We start from the raw sequence: 19,351 nt of genomic DNA, 5'->3' as shown, positions 1-19,351 counted from the left end.
GCAGGGTAATGTGTTACAGGGGCATTACCCTGCCGGACTTCATGTTTTTTCGCAGCCGCAAAGCTTCAGTATACACGCTGTGCCAGTCTTTGTCTTCAATAACCTCCGGGCTGTAATTCGCCCGTTCATACATCCCCAGCAGTGCTGCGAAACTCTCCGCAGACGCCGGGCGTTCACGGCTCCACCGTTCCACGGATTCGCGCAGGGTTTCATGCTCTTTCTTAAGCATACCCTTCCGGTGCACATACCTTACCCAGCGCTGTGTTTCTGCGATAACTTTTTGCGCCGGAGTCGGCTGGCCGCCGATACGCATCCGGGTGATCAGGAACCGCAGGCTGAGCCGCCGCTGCCAGAGCAGGAATACGCCCCATAGCAGAAGCACTGCCACCGCCCCCGTCACTACCCAGGTACCGGGGTGGAATCCGGTATCTCCGTCAGCCTGACCGGTTGCCGCAGGCTCAAGCTCCTCCGGCTCCACTTCCGGAGCTTCAGTCTGCTCTGCATTGTCCTGCTCACTCTGCGTCAGCACAGGAACATTGAAGCCGGGCGTCGCCTCTACCGGAACCCATCCGTAGTCCCCGAAATAAATCTCAGCCCAGGAATGGGCATCCGCATTGGTAATCGTATAATTATTATTCACTAGGGTACCGCCTTGCTGAAGCATCACATTATCCGGAATTTCGGCCTGTTCCCCCGGCGCATATCCCTTCACCCAGCGGGCCGGTATATCCAGTGACCTCGCCATGGTAACCAGGGCCGTGGAATAATAATCACAGTAGCCTTCCCTGATCTCAAACAGGAAGCTCTCGACCATATCCTTGCTTTTGGCCCGTGAGGTATCCGGCTGATTCGTGTAAGGAAAAGTCTGCTGGAGATATTGCTGCAGCAATATGGTCTTCTCGTAAGGCGTGTCTGCCCTGGCCGTAATCTCCTTAGCCAGCGCGCTCACCCGCTCCGGGTAGTTAGCCGGGAGCTGAAGGTACTGCGGGTCGATATTCTTATTCCCGTATAGCTGTTCAAAGGTCTGAATGCTCAGCTCCTGAAAAGGAATAACCGGCACCTCTGAAGTTACCACATAGGTCTGCGGGTAGGCCCGCGTTTTCCCTGCGGAATTCCATAGCAGCTCGCTGTCTTCACTCCGCCATGACAAGCCGCTGCTCTGTTCTTGCCCGTCCACGGAGTCTACTCCCGAGATCGAATAGCCGCCGAAGACCACCGGATAGCTGTTCCCTCCCAAAAGCTTAACCGTCTGCTTCAAGGTCCGGGTCTCTGTCTTGGGGGCTACGGCGCGTTCCAGCGGCTCGCCCACCTGCACCTCCCGTTGCTCGCCCCGCCCGGATGAATCATCGTCAGGCCAGCCTTTTCCCGAATACTTGCTGCGGGTCTCGCCGCGCATATAGGTGCGCAGATCGGAGGTCACGGTCATCACCGGCGAGTAATCGAAGTTGAAGCCCCCGCCCAGGTTGTCATCATTCAGACTGTATCCGGACGTCGTCCCGTTCGCGCCTGACCCGCTGCTTGTACTGTCCCCGTTGCCGGAGGAAGGACCGGAGGAAACAGACTTTCCGTTCCACTTTTGCCAAGCTGTATAAGGATCGGTTAAGGTTGGCCGGACCTCGGGCATATTCACCCCTGCAAGAATGACCAATGAGAATATGATGGCTATATTCAAGGCTACCTTCATCGGATACTTAAGCATGTAGGTCCAGCCCCGGGGATAATGAAGCTGGAAATTCCTCAGATGCTGTGTGACCAGCCAGCCCATGCCGGCAAATACGGTCCAGGCTACCTCCTGCCATAATACTGCTGTAGTGAACGAATCCAGTGCGGCGAAGGCCGTAATATTCATCGCGATGAACATCAGAATCCGCGTCTTGCCGTTCACCCACCAGGCGGACACCAGCAGCAGCAGCCAGGCTCCCAAGGCAAACCAGATATAAGGGCTCATCTGTATAGCTATACCCGGCAGCCGGTCCAGAAATGCAGGCAGCAGCGGATCAGGAGTGTACACCCCGTAATGGACAATGATGTTGTATATAATATAAAGAACTGCCGCACCTTCCAGAGGAAGGCGGTATATCTTTTTGAATGGCAGAATGATTTCAATAGCAGTGACTGCAAAAAGGCTTAACGCAACAGCGACTGTCGTCTCCTCCAGCCAAAAGGGCACCGTGTAGGAGACCCACTGCAAAGCGATGATGGTCAGCCATAGCAGCGTCAGCCCGTGATGCCAGGAGGATCTAATTGCACGGAACCATTGCTTCATCGGACAGAATCACCTCCAAGTACCGCAGGAAGCTCCTGAAGTGTACTGATGCTATGACCGGTAATTCCATGAGACTGGAGAATATTCTGCCACTCCCCGGCCCGGTACTTCCCGGAAGGATGAAGGACATGAATGTGGGACGGGGTCATCCCCCTGCTGTCGGCCCAGCGTAGGGTGTCGAGTGCCGCCCGGCCGCTCTGCGGGCTGATCAGCACGAAGTACGCCCCTTTGGGGAACATCCGCTGGGCACTCTCCAGCCGGTTAATCAGCGGACCGCTTCCTTCCGCATTGATATCAATCAAATATTGAATCATCTTCTGCCGTTCCGCACTGCCTTCTGCCGGACTGAATACCTTCGTATTCTTATCCAGGCAGCACAGCCCGATCCCGATTCTCTCCCGGATACCGAAGCCGAGCAGCGAAGCCGTTATGGATACCGCCAGCTCGAAGTGCGCCGGGTTGTAGTAACTGCTTGAGCTGCCATCCAGCACCAGAATCGTTCTGGGAACAGATTCATGCTCGAATTCCTTGGACTTCCAGTCGCCGGTCTTCGCCGTCGCATTCCAGTGAATCCGTGTCAGCCGGTCTCCGTAGACATAATCACGGACACCGTTGATCTGCGTGGTCTCACGCCGGGACTGAAGCAGTGATACCTGCGGCCCGGACAGGCGCGCTTTGCGTTCATAGAGCTGCCAGCGCGGCACCATGACCGTTCGTGGCATCACCCGGAATTGACCCTCCGCCTTGAATGTCCCTTTGTGCTCCATCAGACCGAAGATGTCCTCACTGAGGATATCCGTATTCTCAAAGGTATAACGCCCCCGCTCCAGCAGCGGCGTCTGGAACAGCAGCTCTCCCCGCCCGCCCATATTGGGAATGAGGCTCTCCTCGAACACCCAGGATTCTCCATTATGACGCTTGAGAATTTCCCGTACCACTACATAGGGCAAAGGCAGAAATCCCGGAATCGTCACTTCCAGCTTCACCCGCAGATAACCGCCGGCGTAGAGCAGATCAGGCTTCTCCTGCTCCGAGTAGAAGCTGCGGGTGCCTTTGGCCCGCCGGACGCCTTCAAGACCTCCAATAACCAGATACAGAATGAGAACAGAGACCATGATAAACAGCATGAACGAGGTTTTGCCGCCCTGAAACAGCACATAACAGAGTGTGATGACCCATATCGCAAGAACGCCCATGAACTTCCTCGGCTGAATCACAGCGGCTGCCCTCGTAAGAATGGCTCTCATCTTATTGCCTCATGGTTACAGGCACATGAATGCTCTGAAGCAGCTTCTGCAGCAGGGAGTCCATGCTGATATTGTCCAGGCGCGATTCCGGCCGCAGCAGGATACGGTGCCCCAGGGCATACGGGGTGAGGGTCTTCACATCATCCGGCAGCACATAATCCCGTTCCTGGAGGAAAGCGTAAGCCTTGCAGGCCATCATGAACGACAAGGATGCCCGGGGGCTTGCACCCAGCAGGACCAGCGGATGCACCCGCGTCTGCCGGACCACATCCAGCAGGTAGTTCAGCACAGGCTCGCTGATGAAGACATCGCGGATCTCCTCCTGGATGGCAGCGATCGTGTCCATGCTGGTAACAGGAGTCAGCCTGTCCACCGGCTGGCCCTGCTGATGGGTCAGCAGCAGGTTCTTCTCGGTATCCGCATCGGGATAGCCCAGGCTGATCCGCAGCATGAAGCGGTCGAGCTGAGCTTCAGGAAGCGTATACGTCCCCTCGAAATCTATCGGATTCTGGGTCGCACAGAGCATGAACGGATGAGGAAGAGGATAAGTCTCTCCATCGACCGTGACATTGCGTTCCTCCATCACTTCAAGGAGGGCTGACTGGGTCTTGGTGGTCGCCCGGTTAATCTCATCGGCCAGCAGTATATTGGTCATGACCGGCCCCGGCCGGAAGTGGAACATCTCATCGCGCGGATGATAGACAGATACCCCGGTAATATCACTTGGAAGAATATCCGGGTTACACTGAATCCGCCGGTATTCACCGGACATCGAGCGGGAGAGCGCGCGGATGAGCTGGGTTTTGCCTGTGCCCGGAACATCCTCAATCAGGACATGTCCGCCTGCAAGCAGGGCCGTGAGCAGCAGTTCTATTTCAAAGCTTTTACCGAGAATACAGGATTCCAGATTAGTGCGAACAGCGTTCATTATTTGCGTCGATTCTTGACGTACGGGCATATATGGTAAACCCTCCTATATCAGAATAAGCAGTAATATATACATTTTACATGATAGGAGCACCCAAAGTACATGTTAGGTCCCCTGAATTTATAGAACCGCTTACGGGATTTATCCCAAAAAAGCGGGAAGTGAGTTCCCCCCGTCTGCACACTGGCTGCCCGCTTACGGCGGATTGGGGTGCACTTCTGCTCTTCCTTCTCGCTGGCTGCCCGCTTACCGCCGATTGGGGTGCACTTCTGCTCTCCCTTCTCACTGGCTGCGCGTTTTCCGCCGATTGAGGTGCACTTCTGCTCTTCCTTCTCACTGGCTGCCCGCTTTCAGCCGATTGAGGTGCACTTCTGCTCTTCCTTCATACTGGCTGCCCGTTTTCCACCAATTGAGGTGCACTTCTGCTCTTCCTTCTCGCTAGCTGCACGCTTTCGACCGATTGAGGTGCACTTCTGCTCTTCCTTCTCACTGGCTGCCCGCTTCCGGCCGATTGAGGTGCACTTCTGCTCTTCCTTCTCGCCGACTGCCCGCTTTCGGCCGATTGGGGTGCACTTCTGCTCTTCCTTCTCAATGGCTGCCCGCTTTCGGTCGATTGAAGTGCACTTCTGCTCTTCCTTCTCGCTGGCTGCCTGCTCTCGGCCGATTCAGAGGGATTTATCCCTCTCCTTTTCTCCTTCCGCCCGCTTTCCTCCCATTCAGAGGGATTTATCCCTCTCCTTTCCTCCTTCTGCCTGCTTTCGGCCCATTCAGAGGGATTTATCCCTCTCCTTTCTTCCTTCTGCCCGCTTTCTGCCGATTCAGAGGGATTTATCCCTCCCCTTTCCTCGTTCTGCCTGCTTTCGGCCGATTCAGAGGGATTTATCCCTCTCCTTTCCTCCTTACGCCTGCTTTCGGCTGATTCGGAGGGATTTATCCCTCTCCTTTCCTCCTTCCGCCCGCTTTCGGCCGATTCAGAGGGATTTATCCCTCCCCTTTCCTCCTTCCGCCCGCTTTCCGCCGATTCAGAGGGATTTATCCCTCTCTTTTCCTCCTTCCGCCCGCTTTCCGCCGATTGGGGTGCACTTCTGCTCTTCCTTCTCGCCGACTGCCCGCTTTCGGCTGATTGGGGTGCACTTCTGCAATTTCGGCGGAAATACATCATCTCCACGCAAAAAGGACCGCCGCCTGGCGATCCCGGAACTAACTATCCATCTTCTATCCCTAACCTGGCCCTTATCTCTCCGTCCAAATAACAAATCCCCTACCCCTTCGGCCGTACCACCAGCGCCGCCAGGAACGAGAAGACAATCGCGGAGGAGATCCCCGCGCTGGTTACATCGAAGATCCCGGTGACGACACCGACCCAGCCGTCTCGCTCCAGCTCGGTCAGCGCGCCATGGACCAGCGAATTCCCGAAGCTGGTAATAGGGACGCTTGCTCCCGCTCCGGCAAATTTCACCAGCGGATCGTAGATACCGAAAGCGTCGGCGACGGCACCCATCACGACCAGCGTACTCATAGTATGAGCCGGAGTCAGCTTAATCACATCGAACATCAGCTGGCCAATGACGCAAATCGCACCGCCGACCAGAAAAGCCCATAAATAAATCATGCTCCTTCACCTCCGCTCTCCAAGGCTACCGCATGGGCCACGCATGGAATACTTTCGCCCTGCTGGTAAGATAGCGGGGAGAGCAGCGCCCCGGTCGCCACGATTAATACCCGTTTCAGCTCCCCCTTTTTCATCCGGCCTATGATATGCCCGTAGGTTACTGTGGCTGAGCATCCCGCACCGCTTCCCCCGGCAATGACATATTTCTGCTTGTCCAGGTCGTACATCATCAGGCCGCAGTCATTAAAGACTGTCTGCTCCATTGGAATACCTTCCTTGGCCAGCAGCTCCTTGGCAATCGGCAAGCCGATGGAAGCCAGATCGCCTGTGACAACCAGGTCATAATAACCGGGCGACAGACCCGTATCGCGAAAATGTGCAGTAATCGTGTCCGCCGCCGCCGGTGCCATCGCGGTCCCCATATTGAACGGGTCCTTCAGCCCCAGATCCATGATACGCCCAAGCGTTGCATAGATTACATGCGGGCCTTTGGCAGTGCCGTCATTGACACCCACCACCGCGCAGCCGGAGCCTGTTACGGTGTATTGGGCGGTCGGCGGCTTCTGTGAGCCATACTCTGTCGGGTAGCGGAACTGCTTCTCCACGGTACAGTTGTGGCTGGATGTACCGGCCAGCACATACTTTCCGCCGCCGGAATCGACAATCATTGAGGCGATCGCCAGACTCTCCATAGAAGTGGAGCAGGCACCGAATACACCCAGATAAGGAACGCCAAGCTTCCGCGCGGCGAAGGAGCTGCTGATGATCTGATTCAGCAGATCACCGCCGACGAAGAATTCAAGCTTGTCCTGATCCAGATTCGCGTTCATCAGGGCAAGCTTGGAGGCTTTTTCAAACAGGGCACGTTCTGCCTTCTCCCATGTCTTCTCGCCCATCTCCAGCGAATCGTAGATATAATCAAAGCTTGACGCAAGCGGTCCTTCTCCCTCTTCCGGTCCTACCACTGCCGAAGTGCCGAGGATGACCGGACGATTCGTAAATTCCCAGGTCTGGCTGCCGAGTTGCTTCATCAGTTAATGTGCACCTCCCCAGCCCATAACGGCATACACTACGCCAACGATAAAAGCGGCAACGACCCCAAAGACGATGACCGATCCCGCCAGCTTGAACATGTTGCCGCCGACGCCCAGCACCAGTCCTTCCGCCCGGTGTTCGAGTGCAGCGGAGCACATACTGTTGGCGAATCCAGTGACAGGCACCGCTGTACCTGCACCGCACCACTGGGCAAGCTTGTCATACACCCCGAAGCTGGTAAGAATGACGGAGAGCAGAATCAGAATCGCCACCGTCGGACTAGCCGCCTCCCTTGAGCTCATATCAAATATTGCCATGAACGCTTCCTGGATACCTTGTCCAAGCACACAGATCAAGCCCCCGGAGAGGAAGGCGCGTATACAATTTTTGAATACAGGACGCGAAGGGACATACGGCTTGGCCAATTCCTGATAAGCCTGCGGGGTCAGACCGTCAAGGTTCAGCTTGACGCCTGATTTTTTTGTTTTTGCCGGCAATATAGACACCTCCTGGACAAAGATACGAAAGGGAACGGGCAGCAGACAAACGGTTCCCCGTCCCTTCGTGCCATGCTTGATTAAGTTTTCCTTATTGTTCACTTTAGGCGGCTTCGTTATGTCTGCTTCTGCTCAGGAAAAATAAAACAGTACAACAATCAGCAGCATAAACAGCACCAGAATCAGCACCGCCTCATTCTCCCGCCGGTACCGGCGGCGATACCGCCCGGGCAGGGTCTGTCTGCGGACCGGCACCTTCCTGAGCCTTACTTGGCTGCCTGTGTGGGCTACGCTCCCTGAGAGCCACATTCTCCTCGCTTCCTTTCCCCGGCTCCTGCCTGCAGAGCCCTTACTGCATAGTATTCGTACCCTTGCCCACTGTGTTCATTTGCCTTTCTGACATGGACAACCAGCGCAACAATGTTCATACTAGATGACATAAAGGAGCGATATGTATATGAATACAGAAACACTTGAGTTGTTCAAAACATTGACAGAATTCCCCTCAGCCCCCGGCTTCGAGCGCGAGCTGCGCGCCTATGTCAAGGAGACCATGACGCCTTACACGGATGAATTCATACAGGACCGCCTGGGCAGCCTGTTCGGCGTACTGCGCGGTGAAGCGAACGGTCCCAAGATTATGGTTGCCGGACATTTCGACGAAGTGGGCTTCATGGTAACCGGCATTACGGACAACGGAATGATCCGCTTCACGCCGCTGGGCGGCTGGCTGGCTTCGGCGGTTGCCTCGCAGCGGCTGCAGATTATCACACCCAAGGGAACGCTGAACGGCGTAGTCGGCAGCACGCCGATTCACCTGGTAAGTCCCGAGGAGCGCGGCAAAGCCGGTGATATCGGCAAAATGTACATTGATATCGGCGCCGACAGCCGCGAAGAAGCCCAGAGCTTCGGCGTAGCTCCAGGCCAGCAGGTCGTGCCGGTATGCCCGTTCACTCCGCTGGCCAATCCGAAGAAGATTATGGCCAAGGCCTGGGACAACCGCTATGGCGTGGGCCTCGCCATTGAATTAATGAAGGAACTGCACGGCAAGCCATTGCCGAATACCGTATTCTGCGGCGCCACCGTCCAGGAAGAAGTCGGCCTGCGCGGCGCACGGACCTCAGCCAATCTGCTTGCACCGGATATCTTCTTCGGTCTGGATGCCAGCGCCGCTGCCGATATGACCGGCGACCGCCAGGCGTTCGGCCATCTGGGTCAGGGCGCGCTGCTGCGTATCTTCGATCCTACGATGATCACCCACCGCGGATTGATCGAATATGTGCAGGATACGGCGGACACCCATAAGATCAAATACCAGTATTTCGTGTCTCAGGGGGGAACGGATGCGGGACAGGTGCATGTTAGCGGAATCGGCATTCCTTCGGCAGTCATCGGAATCTGCTCGCGATACATCCATACAGCGACCTCCATCATTCACAGCGATGATTATGCAGCGGCCAAAGAGCTGCTGATCAAGCTCGTCGAAGGACTGGACCGCACTACACTGCAGACGATTCTGGAGAACAGCTGATTGAATACGATGCCCCGCTGGTAGGGGGCATCGTATTTGTTGTGAACTGCAAACAGCCGCAGGGATAGGCTTCCCCTGCGGCTGTAATTCTATATATACATAAGAAGCACTAAAGAAATAAACAAAAAGCAAAAGAAGCGGAGGGGAAATTTGGAACTGTAGGAGCGGTAGCGTCCGCCTTTGTCACCGGATTTCACCCGCGTAGAGCGGTTTAAATCAAGAAATCTGGTGACAACAGCGGCCGGAAGTCCAAATGTTCACCGCAGTGACGATGAAGCTTCAAGTTTACAACTTAAGTGCGTCTTATCTCGCCATTTATTTCAGCTTCCCATACTGCTCCATCGCAGACTGATGAATAGGATGTTCCGCAGCAAGTCCCGTGTATTTCGTCAGCGCAGCTTCTGCACCAAGCTCGGCAATGGCGGCTTGCAGCTGGGCCGCTTCCGGGTCGTCGCTCGCCTTGAACAGCAGCGCACCGGCCATAGAACGGGCCAGGGCCGCATAGCTCAGCCCCCGGTCATAAGCCTGCGTCGCCGGAGACACCAGACGGTCACTCGGCGATAGCTTGCGCAGCGGCGAACGGCCGACACGGGATACTTCATCGGTCAGCGCGGGGTTGCGGAAGCGCTCCAGAATTTTGTCGATATACTTGCTGTGTTCAGCCTCATCGAAGCCGTGCTTCTGGATCAGCACTGCACCGGTCTCCTCCAGCACCTCACGAACCTGTGCCGTCAAGACTTCATCCGCCATGGCCTGTTGAATCGTCTCGTAGCCTTGCAGGAAGCCAAGGTATGCCGCTGAGCAATGACCCGTGTTGACCGTGAATAGCTTGCGTTCAATATAAGGCTCCAGGTTGTCAACGTAATGCACACCTTCAACCGGCGTATAGCCCGGGATCATCTGCGAAGCATCCACCACCCATTCATAGAACGGCTCAACGACGACCTTCAGAATATCCTCATGCTGCTGCAAGGGAACGATCCGGTCCACAGCCGCGTTAGGAAAAGCAACCGAAGCGTCAGCCTTCGTGCGGGCCGCTTCATCCAGCTTGGCGTAGACCAGCTCTTTGAGCTGGGCACTGCCGCCAATCGCATTCTCGCAGGCGATAACATGCAGAGGAGATGAAGAGACAGCCAGCCTTCTGCCAATGCCTTCAGCCAAGGTACCGGCAATATGCTTCAGTATGGATACGCCGACCGCTGTAGTAACCAGATCAGCTTCCGCAATCGCTGCGGCAACTTCCTCACCATGAGTTACGCTGCTGAGCGCAGTTACATTTTTCACCATCACCGTTTCCTGACCATCGCTGGCCAGCGTTACCGGATATTCGCCCCGCTCCTTAAGCTGCGCAACAAATGCTTCATTCACATCCACGAACGTAACTTCATAGCCTGCCTGCGACAGCAGCAGTCCAATGAAACCTCTGCCGATATTGCCCGCGCCGAAATGGACCGCCTTCATCACTCCATGCCCCCTTCAAAAATCGCAATGACATCAGCGGCAGTCGGGGCGTTCATGACGCGGTCAATCGCATCATCTTCAGTGAAGATCATCGCCACGTTAGTCAGAACCTCCATATGACCGTCGCCTGCTGCGGCAATGCCAATGACCACGAATGCCGGCTCATCGCCGCCGAAGTCCACACCGTCCGGGAAACGAATGATAGATAAGCCAGTCGATTTAATAAAAGGCCGCGCTTCCTTGGTACCGTGGGGAATGGCCAGCCCGCCGCCCATATAAGTAGAGACCACTTCCTCACGCTCCAGCATCTTGGGCACATATTCTTCCGTTACATGTCCTGCATCGACCAGCAGCTTGCCCGCCATAGCGATCGCTTCGTATTTATCCTTTGCGGCACCGTGCATAATTACTTTGTTTTCTGACAGTATACTCATATGATTTCTCTCACTTTCAAAGTTTATTTTGGAAAAAATGCAGCAGCTCCGAGGACAGGTACCCCCGGATCTCTGTCTCTGTACGTTCCTCCAGCAATTGGACCAGCTCGGAGTTAAGCAGCAAGGCGCTGATCTCGCTGAGCACCTCCAGACTCTCCTTAGACAGCCTGCGCGGAGCCAGCATGAGCAGAATGACTCTGACCTCTGTATCTCCCTCCAGAATGACGGGCTGATGCAGCCGGTACAGGGTCAGCGACGACAGGTGAATATGACTGCTTCGGGTGTGGAAAAGAGCGAGCGCGGTATCCGGGATGACCTGACTGGTCATCCGCTCCCGTTCGAGCAGCCGCTCCAGCACAATTCCGGCATCCCCGACCACGCCGTGTCCACTCAGCATCTCCAGCATTTCCACTAATGTCGCAGACAAATCCATCCCCTTGTTGTTGATTGGATGGAACCGGAACCGCTCCAGCAGACTGACGATCTCATCCAGAATGCCCTTATAGCTCCTAAGCTGTTCAAGGGAAGCTTCCTTCCGTACCGGCTGGTCCGGCCCGCCGGATGTTCTGTTCTCCCGTTCCCGCAGTGTGATGTTCTGGATATAGCTCAGCAGCTTCTCGATCTCTTCCGCTGTGAGCAGGGGGCTGATCTTGATGTAACGCTCCTTATCAATCGGCAGATCAATGGTCGAGATAATCAGATCGTAATCCACATCCGGCAGCCGTGCAGCTTCATACCAGGATATATTGCCGAGAATCTCAATCTGCGGCATTTCCTTCGTCAGCCGGGTAGCCAGCAGACGGGAGGAGCTAAGTCCGCTGGCACAGACCAGAATCGCCCTAACATTGCGCCTTAGCTGGTTGAGCCGCTCTGCGGAGGCTCCGAAATGCATGACGAGAAAGCCGATTTCTTCATCCGGAATCTCAAGCTCCAGCTCCATATCCTCTACGGAGGCACGGACGATGTTGAACAGATATTCATAATCCCTGCGGATGGGGCCAAGCAGCGGATTGCGGATGCGGGTGCCTTCACGAATCCGCTTCAGCGCCGGATCAATATGCTCCAGCAGCCCCTCGCGCAGAGTGCGGTCACTCTGGAAGGGAAGCCCTGTCCGCTTGACCACACTTTCCGTCAGCTTGTAGACAATCTCCATTAATTCAATATCGCCATAGGCATAGCCTGAGGAGGAGAAGGAATCCTGGACCCGGTCGAATAATCCTGCAATATACAGGATCTCTACCCGGGGAATCTTCATCTTAAGCACCGCTTCAAGCTGCTGCACGAATCGCTCGGCCCCGGCAATATTGCGGTGGTCCGACACTCTGGAATAACCCGCCTCTTCTCCGCTGTCGATGCTCCGTCCGATTTCGATCCGCCGGGTCGTTACAGCAAGACCCAGCAGCATCTCCATATAGACAATCTCCGGCAGCTCGGCCGTCCACTTCCATTCCATATCCCACAGCGTATTCTCAATCTCCATGAGATTCGACTTGCCTACCGTAGTCAGCAGAACCCGGAAGGCAGGGTTACTCTCGGCCAAGGAACCATGACCGACCAGATCGGAGAGGTCCAGATGCTCGGCGGCCAGCCGGGCAACCGCCCGGCGCTTGTCGATCTCGCTGCCGGTGATTTCAACCCCATAGCCTCTTCTGCGGACCAGGTCCAGGCCGAACTTGCGGACCCAGTGCTCCAGCTCATCCAGATCATAGCTGACGGAAGCCACCGTCACCTGAAGGGAATGGGCAAGGGTGAACAGCTTCACCGGCTCCTCTGCCTCCAGCAGGGCGCATAGCTCATACACCTTGCGGTCCTCCCCGGAATACTCGGCCGGCTTCTCTTCCCGTAAAAACAGGCGCAGCTCTGCAAGACCGGCCTCCGGGCCGCTCAATTGTATGCCTTTCCCTGATTTCCTGATCAGATCAAGACCGAAATTCTTCAGCGCGGACTCAATATCCTCCATCTCCCGGTGTACCGTTCTTACGCTGACACCGGTAGCCTCGGCGATTTTCACGGCTGTAATTTCTCCGTTGACTCCGAGCAGAAGCCAGAGAATCTGGCGCTGTCTGGCGGTAATTTTCCTCATTTCCGCAAACCCTCGCCCTATATGGAGACAAACGCTGGCTTTGGGGGCCAGCGTCTCCTTATTTAACATTTTTATCCTATACTTAAATTGTACACTTCTGCTTCTTACTTCAAACGTTCCACAAGCTCATCGTATTTCGGGCTCTTCAGGAAGTTGTCGATCGAGATATGCTCTGCCCTTGGATTGCTGGCAATCGCACGGTCTGTAAGGGTCTTCTGCGTAACCACGATGTCGGCATCCGCCGGAATTTCACTGACAGCAGAGTTCGTAACAGTGATGTTCACCCCTGCATTTTGCAGTTTCTTTCTCAGGACCGAAGCCCCCATAGCACTTGATCCCATCCCTGCATCACAAGCGAAGACGATTTTGTTCACATTGGCTTTGGTGCGGACATTGGAAGCTGCGGCTACGGTTGCGGCAGTCTGAGCTGCTGTACCGGCAGACTTCATGTCTCTCATTCTGGCTTCTGCCGCTTCCAGATCCATCTCTTCTTCATCATTCTTCTTGGAGGATCTCAAGAGTACTGCCGCGATCAGGAAGGACACGATTGTAGCAACGACTACACCGGCAATCATTGGAAGATATCCGCCCTTAGGCGTCATTGCGAAGTAAGCAAAGATACTGCCTGGTGATGGAGAGGCTACCAGACCTGCACCCAGCATCTGGAAGGTGAATGTACCGGACATCCCGCCGCCGATGACAGCCAGAATCAGACGCGGATTCATCAGGATGTAAGGGAAGTAGATCTCATGAATTCCGCCCAGGAAGTGAATGATAATGGCGCCTGGTGCGGAAGATTTCGCAGAGCCTTTACCCGCCAGCCAGTAAGCAAGCAGGATACCCAGACCGGGACCCGGATTCGATTCAAGCATGAACAGGATGGATTTGCCGATTCTTTGTGATTCTTCAAGCGCGATCGGACCCAGTACACCGTGGTTGATCGCATTGTTCAGGAACAATACTTTGGCCGGCTCAATGATGATGTTGATAAGCGGCAGCAGGTTATGGTTGACCAGGAACTCAACGCCGTTGGACAAAATATTGGTCAATCCCTGAACCAGTGGTCCAACCCCTTTAAGCGCTCCAATGGTCAAGGCCCCGCCGATAATACCAAGGGAGAAGTTGTTGACGAGCATTTCAAAGCCGGCTCTGATTTTGCCATCCACCGCTTTGTCGAACTGCTTCAGAACCCAGGCGGCCAGCGGACCGACAATCATGGCACCCAGGAACATTGGAATGGTTGAGCCGACGATAACCCCCATGGTCACCAGCGCGCCGATGACACCGCCGCGTTTGCCGTGAACCATCTGTCCGCCGGTATAACCGATCAACAGTGGCAGCAAATACTTGATCATTGGATCAACCAGTGCTGCCAGGCTTTCATTCGGATACCAGCCGGTCGGAATGAATAATGCTGTAATTAATCCCCAGGCGATAAAAGCGCCGATATTCGGCATAACCATACCGCTGAGCATACGACCAAATTGTTGAACCTTCACCCTTGCACCGCCGGATGAAGTTTGTGTAGTTGCCGTTGTGGCCATTTAAGATGCCCCCTTATTGAAATGAATGGAAGCCTTTCCGCTACTCTTCCTGAAAGGTTATTCCCTTTGAACACATCGTAAATCAAAGCGCTTTCTTTGTCATCAAATTGAAAACACGGTTTCGTCATGAACGTTGTTGACAACATTTAAGAGTTCCTGCCAAGGGGCTAAAGTCCGGTATTTCCACTGCTCCTGGCGGCCTATAATAACCTTTATAGAATGCACCATTTTTCATAAAATATCATGAGTTCCCTAAGGGCACGCACAGCAAAAAAGCCGCCTCCACTGTGGAGACAGCCTCGCAGCCTTACACTATATCAGGGTCACTTCTACATCAGATCATATCCAGCGGAACCTTCCACGACGGCTGCGGAAAAGCATCGTCCAGCTGCCATAGCTCATCGTCTGTAAGCACCAGCTTGCTGGCAGCCGCGTTCTCAACCACATGCTTGACGCTTCCGGCCTTGGGGATAGCTAGTACATCCCCTTCGCGGATGCTCCAGGCCAGCAGAACCTGCAGGGGGGTGACCCCGTGATTCCGGGCAATCTGCTGGACCGCTTCATTCTCGGTCAGCCCTTTTCTCAGCGTTCCTGCCTGGGCCAGCGGGGAATACGCCATGACAGGAATTTTGTGGCCTCTCATCCAGGGCAGCAGCTCATGCTCGATGCCTCTTGAGCCAAGATGATAGAGCACCTGGTTCACTGCACAGTGATTACCGCCCGGAATGCGGAACAGCTCCTGCATATCCCGGGTATCCAGATTGGATACGCCCCAGCGGGCTATTTTGCCCGAAGCGACCAAGGCCTCCATCCCTTCCACCGTCTCTTCCAGCGGGATGGTGCCGCGCCAATGCAGCAGGTACAGATCCAGATGATCCGTGCCCAGCCGCTTCAGGCTGGCTTCGCAGCTGCTGACCAGCTTAGTCCCGCCAGCATTATGCGGGTACACCTTGGAGACCAGGAACACGCTGTCGCGGATGCCCTCCAGCGCTTCACCGACCAGCTCCTCGGAGCGGCCGTCCCCGTACATCTCGGCCGTATCAATCAGATTCATGCCCAGCTCCACACCTTGCCGCAATGCGGCAATCTCTTCTGCCCGCTTCGCAGGCTCCTCGCCGATCTGCCAGGTTCCCTGTCCCACTCTCGGCAATACAGCTCCATCCGGTAAAATGATCGTATCAGATACAGGTTTGCTCATAATAATGGAAGTCTCCTTATAGGATAATGTTATTACTTACTATACTTACCATATTAGCTCCTGTGAAACATCCGGCAAGTGTCTAAGTCTGTAACGTTTGGAGCAGAATCAGCCGATAAGCTTCAGCCCGGCGACAGCCCCCAGGATCAGCACGATGCAGGCAATCCGCCGCGGATCACGCGCTTCACCATAGAATACCATTCCCATGACCGCTGCCCCGGACGCTCCGATCCCCGTCCAGATCGCATAAGCGATCCCCATAGGCAGGCTCTCCATCGCCAGGGACAGCAGCAGGAAGCTCGCTCCGAACCCCAGAACAAGCAGTACGACAGACTGCCAATTGCGGTTCTTGTGCAGCTTGCCAATCATTGCTACCCCGAACATCTCGCATAAACCGGCGGCTACCAGCATGATCCACGCCATATTAGTTCAGCTCCTTTTGTGTAGATTCAGTCTCGGCAGGAGTCACCAGCTTCAGGCCGACCACCCCTGCCAGCAGCAGGCCGATCAGCAGCAGCTTCAGCGGCCGCAGCGGCTCATTGAACAGGATTCCTCCCGCCAGAACAGTGCCTGCTGTTCCCAGTCCCACGAACACAGCATAGACGGTCCCCACCGGCAGCCTGCCGCTGGCCCAGATGAGGGCATAGAAGCTGATCAGGATGGCTGCTGCCGTTACCGCCCATTCCCAAGGCGAAGCAGCGTGCTTCAGCCCGATAACCCATATCACTTCAAAACATGCTGCGCCTGCTATCATTACCCAGCTCTTCGTGCTCTTCTTCATTCCGTCCTGCCTCCTGTGATTCAAAATAATAAGCCCGGAAGGTTATCGTCTCTGCAGACGATACCTCCCGGGCTTTTGTCCCTCCGTGTATACACGGATATGAACTCTATCCGTGCGTTCTCCCTCGGACCAGCCAGCGGTGTTCACCTTCGCTGCGGAACCCTAGAGAACAATAAAAGCTTATGAACTTACGTCGTATGTTAGCAAATAACACTGCGAAAAGCAACCCTTGCTATTCTCCGGCAGCAGTTGCCGGATCAATTCCCGGAGCTTGTCTCCAGCATAATCCGGACTCCCCAGGGTTCCAGATCACTGGGCGGTCCGCTGTCTAAGAGATGATTATGACTTCCGGGACAGATTCTCCTTCCGTTCCGTTAATACACCCTACTCCTGTCCGGCAAGCCGGTTCAATTCACGCAAATCCTCTGCCAGATCGGCTTCGGTGTATTTGCCCTGGCCGAAGCCGATCATCGCGCGCAGCGGCATATATTGCATCATCGCCAGGAACATTTCCGGATTATCACCCAGTGCATCCTCCAGACCGAAGATACTGCCGTAGTTCTTCGCTTTATCAGCGGTCAGCGGATTCGCCAGCAGATCACCCACTGTAGTATTGCGGTGGAACTTACCGGCAAGCTTCGTGGTTGTCACTACTTCAAGCTCGGCGGACAGGCGGATATCGCGTGAGGATGAACCTACAGTGATCTTGAACATTCCGCTCTCCACATGCCAGTCGGCCAGCGTCACATTATAGTAGGCGAAGGAGCGCTTATCCAGTGTAAAACTTACCTTACGCTCTTCTCCGGGCTGCAACTCCAGCTTGTCGAAGCCTTTCAGCTCCTGCAGCGGACGAATCACGCTGCTCTCGGTATCGCTGACATAGAGCTGTACGGTTTCTTTGCCTGTTCTGCTGCCTGTGTTCTTAACGCTCACCGAGACCTGTACGGTATCTGTATCCTTGATGCGGGTCTGATCCAGCGACAAATTACTGTACTCGAACTCTGTGTAGCTGAGTCCGAAGCCGAACGGGAACAGCGGCTCTATTTCTTTGGTATCATAATAACGGTAGCCGACAAATAAACCTTCCTTGTACTCCACAGTATCGCCTTCTCCGGGGAAATTCAGGAAGGACGGATTGTCGCTCAGCTTCCGGGGGAACGTCTCTGCCAGCTTGCCGCTAGGACTCACTTCACCGAAGAGCAGGTCCGCAACCGCGCCGCCAAAAGCCTGCCCGCCCAGATACCCTTCGAGCACGGCCTTCACCTGATCCAGCCAAGGCATCTCTACCGGCGAGCCGTTGCTCAGCACCACAATAATCTCGCTCTGGACTTCAGCCACGGCTTCGATCAGCGCCAGATGACTCGCTGGAAGCGACAGATGGCTGCGGTCATAGCCTTCCGATTCGTAGCGGTCAGGCAAGCCAAGGAACAGCACTGCAGCATCCGCTTGGGCGGCTGTATCCCGGGCTTCACGCAGCAGTCCGGCATTCACCTCATCGCTGGCCAGCTCGTAGCCCTGTGCATACAGGAAGCTGGCCGAATCACCGGCAATCGCCTGCATCTCCGCGAAGGCGTCATCCAGTCTTGTCGGATTCACATGTGAGCTGCCGCCGCCCTGATAACGGGGCTTCTTGGCGAATTCGCCGATGATGGCAAGCTTGCCGCTCTTCGCCAGCGGCAGAACGCCACCTTCATTCTTCAGCAGCACCATGCTCTCGCGGGCCACTTCCCGCGCCAGCGCATGATGCTTGTCCTGATCGAAGACTGCGTCCTCGCTGCGGCTCTCCACGCTTTTGAAGATAAAGCCCAGCATCCGCTCTACCGCCAGATCCAGCGTCTCCATAGACAATTCGCCGCTGTTCACGGCGTCTATAATCTTGGCATCCCCGATGCCCCCGCTGGACGGCATCTCCAGCTCCAGCCCGGCCTGCAGCGCCTTCACCCGCTCATTGACAGCACCCCAGTCGGACACCACGAACCCTTCAAAACCCCACTCCTCGCGGAGTATCTTAGTTAGCAGCTTATGGCTCTCGGAGGCATACTCCCCGTTCACACGGTTATAGGAGCTCATGATGCTCCAAGGCTGGCTCTGCTTCACTGTGCCTTCGAAGCTGGCCAGATAAATCTCACGCAGCGTCCGCTCATCAATAACCGCATCCACAGACATGCGCCGGTGTTCCTGGTTATTGGCGGCAAAATGCTTCAGGGAAGTCCCGACCCCCTGGCTCTGCACACCCTTCACATGACTCGCAGCCATCTCCGAGGCGAGGAACGGGTCCTCCGAGAAATATTCAAAGTTCCGCCCGTTCAGCGGAGAACGTTTGATATTATTGCCCGGCCCGAGCAGAACAGCCACATTCTCCACCTGGCATTCCGTTCCCAGCGCCTCGCCCACCCGGGCGATCAGCTTGCGGTCCCAGGAGGAGGCCAGCCCGGCTGCTGACGGGAAACAAGTGGCTGGTACGCTGTTATGCAGACCGAGATGGTCCGCGCTTCCCTGCTGCTTGCGGAGCCCGTGGGGTCCGTCCGTTACCATCACTGAGGGAATGCCCAGACGCTCAATCCCTTTGGTGTTCCAGAAATCCAGCCCGGAGCAGAGTCCTGCCTTCTCTTCAAGTGTCATTTGCGACATGAGCTTCTGAATATCCGTTGCCATAGTGTTGTCCTCCTAAGAATGCGTTTTCTTACCTTCATTCTAAACGACTTGCTTGCTTGTTTATGGTATTATAATTGGA

At 55.3% G+C, this 19,351-nt stretch carries 17 protein-coding genes and 1 riboswitch; of the genes, 1 reads left to right on the top strand and 16 read right to left on the bottom strand.

Annotated features, from left to right (window positions below; genetic code table 11):
- Positions 1-13: 13 nt before the first annotated feature.
- The 8 genes from KDC22_RS07955 to KDC22_RS07920 form a co-directional block, all read right to left on the bottom strand.
- Positions 14-2,266, bottom strand: a complete 2,253-nt coding sequence (locus KDC22_RS07955) for a transglutaminase TgpA family protein (RefSeq protein WP_211722653.1) — start codon at positions 2,264-2,266, stop codon at positions 14-16.
- On the bottom strand, positions 2,263-3,513 hold the full coding sequence (locus KDC22_RS07950; RefSeq protein ID WP_211722652.1) for a DUF58 domain-containing protein: 1,251 nt from the start codon (positions 3,511-3,513) through the stop codon (positions 2,263-2,265). Before KDC22_RS07950 ends, KDC22_RS07955 begins: the two co-directional genes overlap by 4 nt.
- A 1-nt stretch (position 3,514) precedes the next feature.
- Complete coding sequence (locus tag KDC22_RS07945) at positions 3,515-4,471, bottom strand: AAA family ATPase (protein WP_173131281.1); 957 nt, start codon at positions 4,469-4,471, stop codon at positions 3,515-3,517.
- Between the two features lie 352 nt (positions 4,472-4,823).
- A complete protein-coding gene (locus KDC22_RS07940; RefSeq protein WP_211722651.1) occupies positions 4,824-5,609 on the bottom strand; it encodes a hypothetical protein in 786 nt (261 codons plus the stop codon).
- Positions 5,610-5,702: 93 nt separating this feature from the next.
- The gene (gene spoVAE / locus KDC22_RS07935; protein ID WP_173131279.1) at positions 5,703-6,053 is read right to left on the bottom strand and encodes a stage V sporulation protein AE; all 351 of its coding nucleotides are present in this window, start codon (positions 6,051-6,053) and stop codon (positions 5,703-5,705) included.
- On the bottom strand, positions 6,050-7,084 hold the full coding sequence (gene spoVAD, locus KDC22_RS07930; RefSeq protein WP_211722650.1) for a stage V sporulation protein AD: 1,035 nt from the start codon (positions 7,082-7,084) through the stop codon (positions 6,050-6,052). The genes spoVAE and spoVAD overlap by 4 nt, the downstream gene beginning before the upstream one ends.
- Positions 7,085-7,087: 3 nt before the next feature.
- On the bottom strand, positions 7,088-7,585 hold the full coding sequence (spoVAC, locus tag KDC22_RS07925) for a stage V sporulation protein AC (RefSeq protein ID WP_211722649.1): 498 nt from the start codon (positions 7,583-7,585) through the stop codon (positions 7,088-7,090).
- Between the two features lie 132 nt (positions 7,586-7,717).
- Positions 7,718-7,894, bottom strand: coding sequence for a hypothetical protein (locus KDC22_RS07920; protein ID WP_211722648.1), 177 nt, complete (start codon positions 7,892-7,894; stop codon positions 7,718-7,720).
- 148 nt (positions 7,895-8,042) lie between these two features.
- Between KDC22_RS07920 and KDC22_RS07915 the strand changes: the two genes are divergently transcribed.
- Entirely contained in the window at positions 8,043-9,116 is a 1,074-nt protein-coding gene (locus KDC22_RS07915; protein ID WP_211722647.1) for a M42 family metallopeptidase, read from the top strand.
- A 315-nt stretch (positions 9,117-9,431) separates the two neighbouring features.
- On the opposite strand, the gene KDC22_RS07910 is transcribed toward KDC22_RS07915, so the two are convergent.
- The 8 genes from KDC22_RS07910 to KDC22_RS07875 all read right to left on the bottom strand — a co-directional run bounded on the left by KDC22_RS07910 (position 9,432) and on the right by KDC22_RS07875 (position 19,272).
- Positions 9,432-10,577 (bottom strand): mannitol-1-phosphate 5-dehydrogenase, encoded by a 1,146-nt coding sequence (locus KDC22_RS07910; protein WP_211722646.1) that lies wholly within the window; start codon positions 10,575-10,577, stop codon positions 9,432-9,434.
- Entirely contained in the window at positions 10,577-11,011 is a 435-nt protein-coding gene (locus tag KDC22_RS07905) for a PTS mannitol transporter subunit IIA (RefSeq protein ID WP_211722645.1), read from the bottom strand. Before KDC22_RS07905 ends, KDC22_RS07910 begins: the two co-directional genes overlap by 1 nt.
- A gap of 16 nt (positions 11,012-11,027) precedes the next feature.
- Positions 11,028-13,094, bottom strand: coding sequence for a BglG family transcription antiterminator (locus tag KDC22_RS07900; RefSeq protein WP_211722644.1), 2,067 nt, complete (start codon positions 13,092-13,094; stop codon positions 11,028-11,030).
- Between the two features lie 104 nt (positions 13,095-13,198).
- Entirely contained in the window at positions 13,199-14,638 is a 1,440-nt protein-coding gene (locus tag KDC22_RS07895) for a PTS mannitol transporter subunit IIBC (protein ID WP_211722643.1), read from the bottom strand.
- A gap of 334 nt (positions 14,639-14,972) precedes the next feature.
- A complete protein-coding gene (locus tag KDC22_RS07890; protein WP_211722642.1) occupies positions 14,973-15,836 on the bottom strand; it encodes an aldo/keto reductase in 864 nt (287 codons plus the stop codon).
- Between the two features lie 108 nt (positions 15,837-15,944).
- The gene (locus tag KDC22_RS07885) at positions 15,945-16,259 is read right to left on the bottom strand and encodes a DMT family transporter (RefSeq protein WP_211722641.1); all 315 of its coding nucleotides are present in this window, start codon (positions 16,257-16,259) and stop codon (positions 15,945-15,947) included.
- A gap of 1 nt (position 16,260) precedes the next feature.
- Complete coding sequence (locus KDC22_RS07880; RefSeq protein ID WP_211722640.1) at positions 16,261-16,617, bottom strand: DMT family transporter; 357 nt, start codon at positions 16,615-16,617, stop codon at positions 16,261-16,263.
- Positions 16,618-16,679: 62 nt separating this feature from the next.
- Positions 16,680-16,794, bottom strand: a riboswitch (guanidine-I (ykkC/yxkD leader).
- 207 nt (positions 16,795-17,001) lie between these two features.
- The gene (locus KDC22_RS07875; RefSeq protein ID WP_211722639.1) at positions 17,002-19,272 is read right to left on the bottom strand and encodes a glycoside hydrolase family 3 C-terminal domain-containing protein; all 2,271 of its coding nucleotides are present in this window, start codon (positions 19,270-19,272) and stop codon (positions 17,002-17,004) included.
- Positions 19,273-19,351 lie beyond the last annotated feature (79 nt).

The organism is Paenibacillus tritici (assembly GCF_018207515.1).
In the GTDB taxonomy this organism is placed as follows: Bacteria; Bacillota; Bacilli; order Paenibacillales; family Paenibacillaceae; genus Paenibacillus_AQ; species Paenibacillus_AQ tritici.
The sequence above is the reverse complement of the archived record's forward strand: the minus strand, read 5'-3'. Positions and strand labels throughout refer to the sequence as shown.